This window comes from Arthrobacter sp. YN (genome assembly GCF_002224285.1).
GTDB lineage: Bacteria > Actinomycetota > Actinomycetes > Actinomycetales > Micrococcaceae > Arthrobacter.
Genome location: NZ_CP022436.1, coordinates 639,881 through 654,107 on the forward strand (window position 1 = coordinate 639,881; position 14,227 = coordinate 654,107).

Sequence of the window (14,227 nt, forward strand, 5' to 3'; positions counted from 1 at the left end):
TGATGCGTTTAGGCTATGACCATGAAGCTGGAGCAGTTACGCACCTTCGAAGCGATCGCCCGAGTGGGCCATTTCACACGCGCGGCCGAGCAACTTTATCTCGCGCAACCTTCCCTCAGCAGGCAGATCGCCGCACTCGAGGCCGATCTTGGAATGACTCTCTTCCACCGCGGACCGTCCGGGGCGACCCTGACGAATGCGGGGGAGCTCCTCCTGCCCATCGCCCGGCGCATGCTCGGTGACGCGCAGACCGCGCGGGAGCAAATGAACGAGCTCGCAGGGTTGCGCCGGGGCCGCATTCGCCTGGGCGCTCCGCCTACGCTGTGTGTCTCACTGGTGGCCGATGTGCTGGCCTCTTTCCGAAAGGCGCATCCCGGAATTGAATTGCACATCACTGAAGGCGGTTCGCGATTCCTTGTTGATGCCCTGAACGAAAGCGCGCTGGATCTGGCTTTGGTGGTCACCCGGGGCGTGGACCCCACCGTGAAGGGAACTGAGCTGATTCCGTTGCTGACTGAGGAGCTGGTGGTTGTCTCCGCCGCGGGATCGGCGGCGCACGAAGAACTCACCCTGGAAGAGTTGGCGCGCATTCCCCAGGTGGCCTTTAACCGCAGCTATGATCTGCGGGTGGCCACCGAGGCTGCGTTCTCCGCCAGCGGCTTGGAACCGGTGATTGCCGTAGAAGGCGCCGAGATGGACGCCGTGCTGCGGTTCGTGGAACGGGGACTGGGTGTTGCAGTGGTGCCGGCAATGGTGGTCATCGGCCGGCCCGGACTGCACAGTGCCCGTCTGGTCAATCCCTCACTGACAAGAACCGTCAATCTGGCCCGACGCGACGACATTGGTCCTTCGGCAGCCGCAGCAGCTATGCAGGAGTTCATCTTCAGCACAGTTGACCGGCTGGCGGCACCCGGCACCGACCTTGCACGGCTGGTCACGCCAACGGAACGTCGCTGATGGAGATCAGATCAATCCCAGTTCAGCCACGGCAGCCCGCTCCTCGGAAAGCTCGGCGGCTGTCGCATCCATCTTCCTGCGGCTGAAATCGTTCACTTCCAGCCCTTCAACAATTTCCCAGTTCCCGCCTGAGGTAGTCACCGGGTACGAATAGATGAGACCTTCGGGCACCCCGTATGACCCGTCGGAGGCAACGGCCATCGAAACCCAATCGCCCTCGGGGGTGCCGAGCAGCCAGTCGCGGGCTGCGTCGACGGTCGCCGACGCTGCCGATGCCGCGGAGGACGCACCCCGGGCATCGATGATCGCTGCACCCCGCCTGGCAACCGTGGGGATGAATTCGTTCTCGATCCAGTCCCGATCATTCACCACCTCAGCCGCGTTCCGGCCGGCGACTTCTGCATGAAAGATGTCCGGATACTGCGTGGCGGAATGATTGCCCCAGACGGTCATTTTGCGGATATCCCCGACCTTGGCTTGGGTCTTTTTCGCTAGCTGTCCAAGGGCGCGGTTGTGATCAAGGCGGGTCAGGGCGCTGAACCGCCCGGCGGGGATGTCCGGGGCGTTGCTCATCGCAATCAAGGCGTTGGTGTTGGCCGGGTTGCCTGTCACACCGATGCGGACATCGTCGGCCGCGACCCGGTTAAGGGCCTTGCCTTGCGCTGTGAAAATAGCGCCGTTGGCACTGAGCAGGTCGCCGCGTTCCATGCCCTTGGTCCGTGGACGGGCGCCAACAAGCAAGGCAAGGTTGACGCCGTCGAAAATGTGGTCGGCGTCGTCGCCGATTTCGACCGAGTCGAGTGCGGGAAACGCGCAGTCATCGAGCTCCATCACCACACCCTCCAGTGCCTTCAACGCCGGCGTGATCTCCAGGAGCCGGAGTTGCACTGGCGTATCAGCACCGAAGAGGGCACCGCTGGCTATCCGGAAGAGGAGGCTGTAGCCGATCTGGCCGGCCGCGCCAGTCACAGCGATCTTAATGGGCATGCTCATGTCACGTTCTCCTTGCTGGTGGGCTTTGCAAGCTGTATGTCATGCTGCCACAGAGCTGGTCAACGACTGACTGCGAAATCGCCGGAGAAATGCGAAATCGCCGGAACGGTCCAGCGAACTGGAGCCTTTCCGGCGATCTCGGTGCACGGACGGCGGTCTCGACGGCGACTGTCAGCGGGTTTCGAGGTCCTCCAGCGACTTGCCCTTCGTGTCAGAGGACATGAGGGTGGCTACGGCTGAGACGAAGCAGATCCCGAGGGTGGTCAAGCCGATGACCAGGGGGATGTTCGCCGATCCCGGGGGAGCGATCGCCGTGAACAGGCTGGGGAAGAAGGACGCGATCATGAGCCCGATGTTCTGGGAGACCGCGAAGCCGGTGACCCGCATCCGCATGGGGAACTGCTCCTGGAAGAACGTGGCGAACGTGGCATTCCACATCTGGAAGAGGATGCCCTGCACGATCACCACGCAGAGGAACACCAGGGGCAGGCTGCGCTGTTCGATGGCCCACAGGTAACCCACGGTCAGCAATCCACCGGCAATGCCGCCCGCCACCATCAGTGTCCGCCGGCCGATCTTGTCGGACAGGGCGCCGAACAGAGGGATGGTCAGGACTGCGGCAACGTTGGCTGCCAGGGTTACCCAGAGGAACTCGCTGCTGGAGAAGCCGATGCCGTAACCCTTTTGGGTAGCGAAGGAGACACCGAAGATGAGGGTTGCCATGCCGATCACGTTGGTGAAGGTCATGATGATGCATCGGACCAGAACCCAGGGGTGGGTGCGCAGGAGGTCCACCAGCGGGAAGCGGCGCTTGGCGCCGGCGTCTTCGGACTGGGCCAGATAGGCGGGAGGCTCTTCCACGCGGCGCCGGATGACGTACCCGGCCACGATCACCACGGCGCTGAGCAGGAACGGCAGGCGCCAGCCCCAGGAGTGGAACTGCTCGTCGGGGAGGAAGGCGGCAAGCGGAATCAGTACCGCGGTAGCAAGGATTGAACCCACCTGCGTGCCCTGCAGGCTGAAGCTCGCGAAGAAGCCACGCTTCGCATCAGGAGAGTGCTCCACGATCATCGCGCTGGCGCCGCCGAGTTCACCTGCAACGGCGAATCCCTGAATCAGGCGGAGGATCACCAGCAGGACTGGCGCCAGGAGGCCAACTTGTCCGTACGTCGGCAGCAGCCCGACGGCAAAAGTAGCGAAGCCCATGAGCAGCATCGCGAAAACGAGCACCTTCTTGCGTCCGTGCCGGTCACCGTAGGCTCCCAGGATCACGGCACCGAGGGGGCGGGAAACGTATCCCACCGCGTAGGTGGCCAACGAGGCGATGATGCCGACAGTGGGATTTTCGGTGGGGAAGAAGATGGTGGGAAACAGCAGTGTGGCCGCCAGTGAATACAGGGCGAAGTCGTAATACTCCAGCGCGCTTCCGATCCAACCGCTCATCGCGGCTTTCTTCGGATCCTTTTGGGCGGTGGTTGGTTCGGGGCCGGCGGTGTGCTCGGGGAAGGGGACGGGATCCCTCCGGTGCGTGACTGTCACGTCGCTGTACTCCTCTGGCGTCGTTGGCAAGGAACAAGAACTCTTCCCATCCAGGACTGAACAAAGTGGTTATTCAGCGTGAGGAAGGTTACATCTTGAATCGATTCATAAATCATAGGACGTGACGTGCGCTACGTCAACGCACGACGACGGCAGGCCACCTTTGGTTCCAGTGGAACCAAGGCGACCTGCCGCCGTCGTGACTGTTTTTAAGTTGTGCGCGGTGAGGCCTGGGGCGTGGCTACTTCGCCAGGAACCGCAGCAGGATCTCGTTGATTTCGCCGCCGTGCGTCCAGAGCATGCCGTGCGGGGCATCCTCGATTTCGACGTATTCGGCGGAGGGCAGCCGCTTGGTGAATTCGCGTCCGGTGGCATCGATCGGCAGGATGCGATCGTCGGTGCCGTGGACGATCAAGGACGGGACCGTAACCTTCTCGATGTCGGAGCGGAAGTCCGTGAGCCATGAATCCACAACGGCGAAGGAAGCGTACCAGGACGAGCCTGCGGCGACATTCCATGAGTTCCGCAGGGCTTCCTCGCTGAGGCGGTTGCCCAGGAAGTTGTCGGTGTTGAAGAAGTCGTTGTAGAAGTTGGTGAACCAGGCGTAGCGGTCCTCGATGGCGGCGTTGCGGATGCCGTCGAACACCGTAGACGGGACGCCTGTGGGGTTGTCGTCCGTCTGGAGAAGGAAGGGCTCGAGGGATGCCAGGAAGGCGGCTTTGGCAACGCGGCCTTCGCCGTAGGTGCCGAGGTAGCGTCCTACTTCGCCGGTGCCCATCGAGAAGCCGACCAGGACGACGTCCTGCAGGTCCAGCGTTTCCAGCACGGTGTTCAGGTCTGCGGCAAAAGTGTCGTAGTCATAACCGGTGGTGGGCTTGCTCGACTTGCCGAATCCGCGGCGGTCGTAGGTGATGACGCGGTAGCCGGCGTTGAGGAGGGCTGCGGTTTGCTTCTCCCAGGAGCCGCCGTCCAGCGGGTAGCCGTGGATCAGGACTACGGGCTGACCTGTTCCGTGGTCTTCGTAGTAGAGCTCAATGTCCGTGGTGTTTTCGGTGCCGACCGTGATGAAACCCATGATGTTGTCCCTTTTCCGTTAGTTGAGAACGATCGTTCTCTTCCTGTGTTCTCCATCGTAGAGAACGTTCGTTCTCTTTGCAAGTAGAATGGGTACATGAATATTTCCGAGGTCCGCGAACGCATCGTCGCCACTGCTGACGAGCTCTACAACGCCAAGGGAATCCAGGCCGTTGGGATGGACGAGTTGCGTTCCGCTGCCGGGGTTTCGCTGAAGAAGCTCTACGGGGAATTCCCGTCAAAGAGCAGCATTGTCATGGCCGTGCTGGAGCACCGGCATCAGTCCTGGACCGAAGGGCTGGACGCTACAGTCCAACGAGCCGGGACGCCGCGGGAGCGCCTCCTTGCCATCTTCGACTACCTTGCCGGCTGGTTCTGCCAGGACTCATTCCGCGGGTGCGGGTTCATCAACAGCTTCGCCGAACTGGGTGCCGTGAGCCCCGAGGTTGCCGAGTATGCGCGGAAGCACAAGGAGTCGTTCCAAGAATACGTCGCTCGCCTGGCGGTAGAGGCCGGTGCCCCGGCTTACTTGGCGCCGCAATTGGCCATCCTCGCGGAGGGCGCGCAGACGACGGCGGCCATCGCCGGAACGTCCGACGCCGCCGGGCAAGCGCGTCAGGCGGCCGAGGTCCTCATCGACGCGGCCTTGGGCGTTGCCTGGGCTGGATGAGGGCTGGCTGGATCTTGCCCGGCCGTATTGGCGGGATAGCAGAACGGCGCTGCCGGGACTAGGCTTCTGGGATGCGCCGAACGGCGCGTCAGGAAGAAGACCATTCGTGTTTGAAGTCCCCAGCATCCTGTTCCTCTCGGCAGGCGTTGCGGTGTTGGCCGCTGCTGTCTTGCCGAAGTTGTTGCGACGTACGCCGCTGTCCATGCCCATGGTCTTTCTGGGCAGCGGGATCCTCGCGTTCACCTTGCTTCCCGAGCTGCCGGACCCTGACCCTGTTCAGTATGGCGAGTTCACCACCCACCTGACCGAGATCTGCGTCATCATCTCCCTTATGGGTGCCGGTTTGGCGTTGGACCGTCCGTTCCGTTGGCGTGGATGGTCCACCACGTGGCGCTTGCTCGGTATTGTCATGCCCTTGTGCATCCTTGTGATGACGCTCCTGGGGCTGTGGGTGCTGGGTTTGGGGCTCGCCGCAGCCATCCTGGTGGCGGCCGCGATCGCGCCCACGGACCCTGTGCTGGCTTCGGAAGTGCAGGTAGGGAGGCCCGCGGACAGCGAAGAGGACCCGGACGAAGACGAGGTTCGTTTCGCACTGACATCCGAGGCGGGTTTGAATGACGGGCTCGCCTTCCCCTTCGTTTACCTCGCCATCCTCATCAGCCTGGTGGGGGCCTCCCCGGCCGGTTGGCTGGGGGAGTGGGTTGCTGTGGACGTTCTGTGGCGAACTGTTGCCGGCGTGCTGATTGGGTACGGTACGGGCAAGTTGCTGAGCTTGGTCTTTTTCGCTGCCAAACGCAAGAGTTTTCGCCTGTCCGAGCATTCCGAAGGTTTTGTTGCCCTGGCCGCGACCTTCCTGGCATACGGTGCAACGGAGATGGTGTCGGGTTACGGGTTCGTCGCAGTTTTCATTTGCGCCCTGACCATTCGATCCGCCGAACGCAACCACGCGTACCACCAAGTGCTGCACAGCTATGTTGAGCAGCTGGAACGCCTCATGACAGTAGTCATCCTGGTCCTCCTTGGGGGCGCCATAGCCCGCGGCTTATTGGAGGGGATCGGCTGGACGGAGCTTTTGGTCGCACTGGCGTTCCTTTTGGTTGTCCGCCCCGTGGCCGGATGGCTCGGGCTCATGCGCGGAAAGACCGGTCCCCGCGAACGCCTGGCTATTTCCTACTTCGGAATTCGCGGGATCGGGTCCCTGTTCTACGTTGCCTTCGCGCTGAGCCATGGAAACTTCGGGGCCGAGGCCCGCGAATTGTGGGCGATGGTCGGTTTGGTAGTGGCTTTGTCGATCGTGGTGCATGGCGCCACCACTGCGCCCTTGATGAATCGACTGGACCGTTTGCGCGTTGCCGAAGCGCGAAAACAACATGGCGACGAAGGCCGCGCACCAACCACTGCTGTCTAGCCATGAAACTCGTCGGCAGCCGTGGAAGACTGGACGTATGTCTCCCCGTCCCATGAAACCGCGCCCCCAGCCCGACGCCGTCGAAAACGGCGGCCCCCAACAGCATGGCAACGTCCGCCGCCATCTCGCGCTAAGGCTCGACGACGCGTGGCTTGGTTTTCAGACGCGTCTGGCCATCCGGCGTGGCAGGGTGGAAACGGTCATTCCCTACACCGGCTACGGCAGTACATCCTGGGTCAGGGTACTGGCGCGCGTTGTTCGCAGTGACCCACGGGATGCCGCCGGCCACGCCAAGCCGTTGCAGGAAAGCATGCGAGGCTGGCGTAACTTCACCAGCGCTCCTGTAGCAAATGCTGCCGTTAAGGTGACCATCGGGGGCACTGTGTTCGACGTGCGTGCCGATCGCGGCGGCGTGGTGGACTCCCGTATCCCTGTTGCCCTGGACGCCGGCTGGCACACCATCACCCTGCAGTCCGGCGAGTCCAGGGAGGTGGAGGCTCCCGTTGAGATCGTTGCGGACGACGCCGGCTTCGGCGTGGTGTCCGACATCGACGACACCGTGATGGTGACGGCGTTGCCCCGGCCGTTCTTGGCGGCCTGGAACACCTTTGTCCTCAACGAGCACGCGAGGACGCCCACCCGGGCATGGCTGTGCTGTATGAGCGCATCGCCCGGACTGCCCCTTCGGCACCTGTTCTATACCTGTCCACCGGTGCGTGGAATGTAGCCCCCACGCTGTCCAGGTTCCTGTCCCGCAACTTGTACCCGGCCGGTCCCAAGCTGCTGACTGACTGGGGCCCTACTCCTGACCGCTGGTTCCGCAGCGGCCAGGAGCACAAGAGGAACTCCCTTGAGCGACTCGCGGAAGAGTTCCCCACATCAAATGGTTGCTGGTGGGCGACGACGGACAACATGACGAAGCCATCTACTCGGAGTTTGCCCAGCGGCATCCTGAGAACGTCAAGGCCATCGCCATCCGACAACTCTCTGCCGGTGAAGCGGTGCTCGCGGGTGGTCGTTCAAAGTCCGGCGGCCAGCCGACACCCGGCGTGCCGTGGATTTATGCTCCGGATGGTGCAGGCATGTCGGCCCAGCTTGAGGAGTTGGGCGTTATCCGGAGTGAGGTCCGTTCCGCAGATGACCCGGAGGAAGGCGAAGTGAGCACGACATCGGAGTGATGACTACGCGACGTCGATGAATACCGGGTTCGCGTAGAACCAGGTATCCGTCCATGGATCAGCATCCCCGAGGTTGTCACCGTGCCGGATGGGGCCGGCGGGGTCTACGGATGCGCCGTAGTATCCAGCGCCGTGCCGGTTTCCATCACTGCCGCGAAGACGGAAGTAGCAGGACTTCTGGACGTCCTTGATGACGTGCTTGATGGTGAACGTGCCGGTGCGGCCTGAAACGTCCAGCTGCTTCCACACAGTGGTTCCCGGCGCCTTCAACGTGTCGCGATCCGCCGCAGCACCGGTCACAGCGCCGCCGATCACATCCACATGGGCGAGTTTCGGAAGAATCCCCGCAAAGTTGCGGTAGTCCGTCGTCGTAATGGTGATGGAGATTTCGACGTCGGCGCCTCGCCGTACCTGCAGCCGGGAACCGAGGGTGACACCGTTGCGTCCGTTGCTGTTACCTGCGCTGTTGCCCCGGACTTCGCGGACGCGGACGTCCAGTCCTTGCAGCAGGTGTCCGTGGTCCACCCACATCCGGCCCCTGCGCATGGCGTCCAAAACGCCGGTGTAGGAGCGCTCGGTGACACCCGTGTGCAGGCGGCTGAACTGTCCGGGCCAGTAGTCGCTTCCGCCCTGCTTTTCGCCTGAGTCGAAGGGGTCCGGCCGTTTGCCGGTGACGGACCACCGGTCGAACTCGTTGGGCAGGCTGAGATAGGGCTCCTCTGCCGGGTAGGGGCCGGTCTTCCACGTGTCCTTCACGGTGAGGTGATTGTCTGAATTGGACGTGATCCAGAACGGCAGGCCCTCGGCGAGCATGGAATCCCACACGCCGCCCACGGTTGCCGTGGCCCAGTCGAAGCCGCCGTAGGGACGGAAGGCGTCCGCCGGGTAGCCGGGGAAGCTGAACTGGGTGGGGTTGTTGGTGTACTCGCCGCGCTGGTCTCCGGCCCTGGAGAACTGGCTGACTCCCGAGCCTTGGGCCCCGGGTGCACCTTCCATGCCGATCATGACGTCGCGGGCGGCGTCGCGCCAGGCACGGAGCTCATGCGGGGAATCGATGCCCAGGCGCATGGGGTGGTTGGCCAAAGCCACCACGTCCTCGATGTAGCCGGAACGCTTCTGGCTGGCCAGCCACGCGATGGCTTCAACAGCCTTCCGCTCGAAGGTTTCCACTTGGGCAGTGCCGGGAATTGGCTTCTCCCACTGGTTCAGTTTTCCGTCCCACACCAACTCGAAGGTGCGCAGGAGGTTCACCTCGTTGGGTCCGGGGGCCACCAGCACCGAAGCGTGCTCCGCACCCGGGATGTACCACTCAAGCCCTTGGAAAATCAGCAGCTCGGGGCGGGCAGCACGCTGCGCCTGGATTTCCTTGTTGGTGTTCACCGCGCCGCCGTTGTTGGCATGGCCAAAGTTGCTGTGTTCCGTCAATGCCACCCAGTCCACGCCATAGGACTGGGCGGTATCGAGTTGCTGCTTGACCATGTACTTGGCGTCGTGACTGTACTGCGTGTGGACGTGGTGGTCGCCCACGAGCCACTTCAGTTGGGGATCGTTCCCGCCCGGGTTCGCCATCGCCGGCCGGGCCATGGCAGCCGTGGCAGCGGTGCCTGCGGCTATGATGCCGGCCGACTGCAGGATGCGCCGGCGGCTCAATCCCATGGTCTTCAGCTCAGCGTCGGCGAGCTCCATACTCCGGCTGTGGGTGGTCTGGTCATCTGCGGTGCACATTGCATTCCCTCTGTCGATTCCGATCCCCCAGCGGGATCACAGTAGGGAACCTGGATGGCACGAAGGTTAACCGGGCGGGAACGATTGGGGGAGGCGGTCCGGCTAAAACAGCGGAATCTGAACTTCCTTGATCCATTCGCCCCGGCGGTAGTCGCGGGCCCTGACTACTACGCAGTCGTTGTAGACCTCAACTTGCAACCCACTGGCTTCCCGGCCATCCAAGGCGCGTTCACCGCCCGCGCCATTGTCCTCCCAGAGCGTCTGGACTGCGCCGGTGTTGATGACTTGGAATCCCTGCAGGTTGCCCGTGCCTGGAACCGTGCGGCGAACTTCCCAGTCAGCCAACTGAAGCGCCCAATGGGTGTGGGCCGTGAAGACGAAGACGTTCTTGTATTTGCCCAGGATGCCCAGTAGCCGATCCGCCTGAAGGTAGTCGTTCTTGTACAGGTTGTTGCGGGTCCCAGAGACCGTGTCCGGGAACGGGTGGTGGGTGAAAACCATGACAGGTTTTCCCTTGCGGGCCCAATAAGCCAGACGCTGCTCGAGCCAGGTGATCTGCTCCTCGCTGAGCCAGACCTCGTCCCACAGCTTCGCATCGTGGTAATGCATGTACTTCTCGGTACCCAGGATCAGTCCCGGCACGCCTCCAAGGTCAATTTCGGCGTAGACATTGTCCCGGCCGGTGAAGGTGAAGAAGCTTTCGAAGAGCGAAGCTTCAGTAGTTCCGTTGGGCCACGTGGCCTGGGCGAGCGTGGTGGGATTGGAGTACTTCGGGACGTAGAACTCATGGTTGCCGATGGCCCAGTGGACGTTGGAAGCGTGGGTGTTGGCATCCAGCACTTTCCGCACGGCATCGTACTCAAAGTCGTAGCCCCGCGGCGTGATGTCTCCGTTGACCACCAGGCCTGCGCTTCGCTTGCTCGGATTGGTACTTTCGATGTCCTTGAGCGCGAGGTCAAAATCGGCCAGATCGCCCTGGATATCGCTGATGACCGTGAAGATTGTGGCCTTGCCGGAGGGGCGGTTGCTGCCGTGTCCATTCTCAGAGGCTTGCGCGGGAGATGCGACGGCGGCCGTGGCCCCGATGGTGGCCAACCCTGCGATTGATGCTGCGATGGCAGAGCGGCGGCTGGGGGAAATCATGATGGAACCTTTCATTCATACGGGATGCGTTGACCCTCAGAAGGTAGATTCGTCCGGTGAATTGCGGGCAAAGTAACCATGGCCAACTTGTCATGACAGGTTGGCCGTTTGGTGACCTTTAACGGAGGGTGAGCCGATCTCCGGCGGCAAGCGCGGCTCCAAGTTGTATAGCCAAGGGTCTGAACACCTCGTGCTTCCCTGTACATATGTCGACCGCGTGGACGATTCTTCGCTCAATGTCGTGCCCCTTACTGCCGGACCCTTCCCTACGGTTGAACCAGATGCTTCACATCGATCCCGTCGGCAGAGAAGAGTACGCAGTGTCTGAAATCAACGAACTCCAGGTGGTCCCGCACTGGATCGGGGGCGCTGAGGCGCCGTCGGCCGGAGACCGCACGGCCCCCGTCTTCGATCCCGCCCTTGGCCGGGAAACCAAGCTGGTCAACCTTGGCAATGCCGAGGACATCGAGTCGGCCATCGCCTCGGCGAACAAGGCTTTCCCGGCTTGGCGCGACATGTCGATCACCAAGCGCCAGCAGATCATCTTCCGCTTCCGGGAACTGCTGAATGAACGCAAGGGCGAACTCGCGGAGATCATCACCTCCGAGCACGGCAAAGTGATCTCCGATGCCCTCGGGGAAATCACCCGCGGCCAGGAAGTCGTGGAACTGGCCACCGGCTTCCCGCACCTCATCAAGGGCGAGCATTCAGAGAATGTCTCCACCGGCGTCGATGTTTACTCCACCAAGTCGCCGCTGGGCGTGGTGGGCATCATCAGCCCCTTCAACTTCCCCGCCATGGTGCCGCTGTGGTTCCTGCCGATCGCCATCGCGGCCGGCAACACCGTGGTGCTGAAGCCGAGCGAAAAGGACCCGACGGCGGCTAACTGGCTCGCTGCACTCTTCACCGAGGCGGGACTTCCGGATGGGGTCTTCAACGTCCTGCATGGAGACAAGGAAGCCGTCGATGGACTGCTGGAGCACCCGGATGTGAAGGCGATTTCGTTCGTTGGATCCACCCCGATCGCGCAGTACATCTACGAGACCGCGGCCCGCAACGGCAAGCGCGTCCAGGCTCTCGGCGGTGCCAAGAACCACATGCTGGTCCTGCCCGACGCCGACCTCGAGCTGACTGCCGACGCTGCCATCAACGCCGGCTTCGGTTCCGCGGGGGAGCGGTGCATGGCCATCAGCGTGGTGGTGGCGGTCGAGCCCGTTGCCGACGCGTTGATCGGGAAAATCACCGCTCGAATGTCCACCCTGAAGATCGGTGACGGCCGGCGCAACTGCGACATGGGCCCGTTGGTTACCCGCCAGCACCGCGACAAAGTGGCCGCCTACATCGATGTTGCCCTCGAAGACGGCGCCAAGGTTGTGGTGGACGGCCGCGGCATCGAGGTAGACGGCGACCAGAACGGCTTCTGGCTCGGCCCGACGCTGATCGACGACGTCCCCGTCACCTCCCGTGTGTACACCGAGGAGATTTTCGGCCCCGTCCTGGCCGTGGTCCGCGTCAACAGCTACGAAGAGGGTCTGCACTTGATCAACTCCGGCGCCTTCGGCAACGGCACTGCGATTTTCACGAACGACGGCGGAGCGGCCCGCCGCTTCCAGACCGAGGTTGAAGTCGGCATGGTGGGGATCAACGTGCCGATTCCCGTTCCGGTGGCCTACTACTCCTTCGGCGGTTTCAAGGACTCCATCTTTGGCAGCTCCAAGGCTTACGGCTTGCAGGGTTTCCAGTTCTTCACCCGCGAAAAGGCCATCACCTCACGCTGGCTCGACCCCAGCCACGGCGGCATCAACCTCGGCTTCCCCCAGAACTAGAGGGATGTGATAGAGCGTCGGTGATTTGGGGCCGGGAGGTGATAGAGCGTCTGAGGTGACACGCTCTCTCATATCCCGCTGGTTTTCGGGCTAACGCTCTTCCAGAAACTCGACGGCGGCGAACAGTTCCAGCCTGTCGCGCAGGCTGTCCAGGTTGAGCCCCAGAACGGTGCCCGCAGCATCGATCCGGTTCCTGAGGGTGTGCCGGTGGATCCCCAACTGCCGTGCCGTCCGATCCCAGACGCAGTTGTTCGCCAACCACGCTGAAACTGTTGGCAGCAGCTGGGTCTGTTCGGTTTCGTCGTGCTTGGCCAAAGGCTCAATGAGTCGCCGGGCAACGGAGCCAGCTTCGTCGCTGTGCAGCAGGCCCAGCATCCCGCCCCGGGAGATTTCCTCGAAGGCCACCAGGGGGCGGGCGAGTTCCAGAGCCCTTTGCAATGATCGCTCTGCCTCCTTCAAGGCCCTGGCGAGCTGGGCGAAGTCCGTCTCTGCCGACGTGCCCGCCGTCGCGCCGTACCGTTCCAGGAGAACCGTGACCTTTTGCTGGAGTGCTGGTCCAGCCAGCACCACAACGTTTTCATTCCGTTGGGCGTAAAAGACGGCGCCGCGGTGGTCGTCCGACAGCAGTTCCAGCGCCTCCAGGAGGTTCTGTCCTTGCCCCGGAGGCTGGGCCATGGTCACCACAACGGGATCTGCGGGCAGCCTGCCCCAGACCTGGCGGGCCGTGCGTTCGGCAACGTCCGTGCTTCCTGCCAGCAATTGCTCGAAAACGCCTGCACGCAGGTGGCGGCGTGCGGTATCGAGGGTGCGTGTTTGCTCCAAGGCGAGGCTCGCCAGCGCGATCACACTGTTGATGATGTCGGTGCGGGCCGGATCCAACGGCTCGATGGCCCCCAGGACCAGCACTCCGCGCAAATGATGCCGGCGGCCCAGCGTCTGCAAGGTGATCTGCTCGCCGTCGACCGTCAATTGCGAGACCGATCGCGAGCCTTGGTCCAAGGATTTCCGTACGGCATCCATCACGCCGGGCATCAACGACGACGGCACGGGACGGTTGTTGGGCATCAGGATGTGGTTTCCCGCGGCGTCGAACATCGCTACCCAGCCATGCAGTTGGCGTTCGAGCTCGGCCAGGATGGAGCGCAGTCCGTCGGGACGCAGGGCAGCCCGCGCGATGGCCCGTTGTGCTTGGAGCGACCATTCGGACCTGGCGTTCTGTTCCCTCGCCAGCAAATCTGCAACGAATCGTATGACAGCGATGAACGGCGTCCTGTCGGGGACCTCCAGCAACGGCAACGCATGGGTCCGGCACGCCTCTACCAGGCCTGATGGCAGCACGCCGTGAATCACTTGGGTGGCGAAACCGAGGCCGCTGATCCCATGCTTGACCAACCGTGCCACGTAGTCGTTGTAGAGCGCCGCGGGACCATCGCCCACCGGGAACTGGGTACCATCCGTCAGCAGCAGCTGCCCCGGATCGAGGAACGGCGTGGGATCGTCAAGGTCGGAACTATGGACCCAGGACACGGATGCTTCCACCGCAGGATCACCTGCCTCCGGTGTCACCAGTCTCAGGTTCAGCGCGCTGTTGCGAAGGATGGTGTTGATGGTTGGCGGCATACTCAGGCGCTCCTTGGAAAAAAGTAGTTCCACACCCTGCCAACTATACAAATGTCCTGAGGCGTTGCTCTGTTCAAAAGCCCAAGATGAAGGG

The 14,227-nt window shown here is 62.7% G+C and carries 10 protein-coding genes and 1 pseudogene; 5 read left to right on the plus strand and 6 right to left on the minus strand.

Annotated features, from left to right (window positions below; translation table 11 throughout):
• Positions 1-15: 15 nt before the first annotated feature.
• On the plus strand, positions 16-957 hold the full coding sequence (locus tag CGK93_RS03055; protein ID WP_089593551.1) for a LysR family transcriptional regulator: 942 nt from the start codon (positions 16-18) through the stop codon (positions 955-957).
• 6 nt (positions 958-963) lie between these two features.
• On the opposite strand, the gene CGK93_RS03060 is transcribed toward CGK93_RS03055, so the two are convergent.
• The 3 genes from CGK93_RS03060 to CGK93_RS03070 all read right to left on the minus strand — a co-directional run bounded on the left by CGK93_RS03060 (position 964) and on the right by CGK93_RS03070 (position 4,564).
• Positions 964-1,950, minus strand: a complete 987-nt coding sequence (locus tag CGK93_RS03060; RefSeq protein WP_089593552.1) for a malate dehydrogenase — start codon at positions 1,948-1,950, stop codon at positions 964-966.
• A gap of 171 nt (positions 1,951-2,121) precedes the next feature.
• Positions 2,122-3,489 (minus strand): MFS transporter, encoded by a 1,368-nt coding sequence (locus tag CGK93_RS03065; protein WP_089593553.1) that lies wholly within the window; start codon positions 3,487-3,489, stop codon positions 2,122-2,124.
• A 241-nt stretch (positions 3,490-3,730) separates the two neighbouring features.
• Positions 3,731-4,564 (minus strand): alpha/beta fold hydrolase, encoded by an 834-nt coding sequence (locus tag CGK93_RS03070; RefSeq protein WP_089593554.1) that lies wholly within the window; start codon positions 4,562-4,564, stop codon positions 3,731-3,733.
• A gap of 96 nt (positions 4,565-4,660) precedes the next feature.
• Here CGK93_RS03070 and CGK93_RS03075 point away from each other — a divergent pair, with 96 nt between their 5' ends.
• From CGK93_RS03075 to CGK93_RS03085, 3 genes and pseudogenes are all read left to right on the plus strand, one after another.
• Entirely contained in the window at positions 4,661-5,233 is a 573-nt protein-coding gene (locus CGK93_RS03075; protein ID WP_089593555.1) for a TetR/AcrR family transcriptional regulator, read from the plus strand.
• A gap of 106 nt (positions 5,234-5,339) precedes the next feature.
• Positions 5,340-6,641: a cation:proton antiporter gene (locus CGK93_RS03080; protein ID WP_089593556.1), complete on the plus strand. Its 1,302-nt coding sequence runs from the start codon at positions 5,340-5,342 to the stop codon at positions 6,639-6,641.
• 37 nt (positions 6,642-6,678) lie between these two features.
• Positions 6,679-7,819 (plus strand): annotated as a pseudogene (locus tag CGK93_RS03085) (App1 family protein).
• A gap of 3 nt (positions 7,820-7,822) precedes the next feature.
• Here the strand turns inward: CGK93_RS03085 and CGK93_RS03090 are convergent.
• Entirely contained in the window at positions 7,823-9,544 is a 1,722-nt protein-coding gene (locus CGK93_RS03090) for a PHP domain-containing protein (protein WP_089593557.1), read from the minus strand.
• A gap of 102 nt (positions 9,545-9,646) precedes the next feature.
• Complete coding sequence (locus tag CGK93_RS03095) at positions 9,647-10,687, minus strand: metallophosphoesterase family protein (protein ID WP_089593558.1); 1,041 nt, start codon at positions 10,685-10,687, stop codon at positions 9,647-9,649.
• 320 nt (positions 10,688-11,007) lie between these two features.
• Here CGK93_RS03095 and CGK93_RS03100 point away from each other — a divergent pair, with 320 nt between their 5' ends.
• Positions 11,008-12,513 (plus strand): CoA-acylating methylmalonate-semialdehyde dehydrogenase, encoded by a 1,506-nt coding sequence (locus CGK93_RS03100; RefSeq protein ID WP_089597146.1) that lies wholly within the window; start codon positions 11,008-11,010, stop codon positions 12,511-12,513.
• A gap of 90 nt (positions 12,514-12,603) precedes the next feature.
• Here the strand turns inward: CGK93_RS03100 and CGK93_RS03105 are convergent, their stop codons facing one another.
• Positions 12,604-14,133: a PucR family transcriptional regulator gene (locus CGK93_RS03105; protein ID WP_089593559.1), complete on the minus strand. Its 1,530-nt coding sequence runs from the start codon at positions 14,131-14,133 to the stop codon at positions 12,604-12,606.
• Positions 14,134-14,227 lie beyond the last annotated feature (94 nt).

Bases quoted from the DNA above. Each gene is read 5' to 3' on its own strand.
- CGK93_RS03070 (WP_089593554.1), bottom strand. From the start codon at position 4,564: ATGGGTTTCATCACGGTCGGCACCGAAAACACCACGGACATTGAGCTC.
- CGK93_RS03060 (WP_089593552.1), bottom strand. From the start codon at position 1,950: ATGAGCATGCCCATTAAGATCGCTGTGACTGGCGCGGCCGGCCAGATC.
- CGK93_RS03090 (WP_089593557.1), bottom strand. From the start codon at position 9,544: ATGTGCACCGCAGATGACCAGACCACCCACAGCCGGAGTATGGAGCTC.
- CGK93_RS03095 (WP_089593558.1), bottom strand. From the start codon at position 10,687: ATGATTTCCCCCAGCCGCCGCTCTGCCATCGCAGCATCAATCGCAGGG.
- CGK93_RS03105 (WP_089593559.1), bottom strand. From the start codon at position 14,133: ATGCCGCCAACCATCAACACCATCCTTCGCAACAGCGCGCTGAACCTG.
- CGK93_RS03075 (WP_089593555.1), top strand. From the start codon at position 4,661: ATGAATATTTCCGAGGTCCGCGAACGCATCGTCGCCACTGCTGACGAG.
- CGK93_RS03055 (WP_089593551.1), top strand. From the start codon at position 16: ATGACCATGAAGCTGGAGCAGTTACGCACCTTCGAAGCGATCGCCCGA.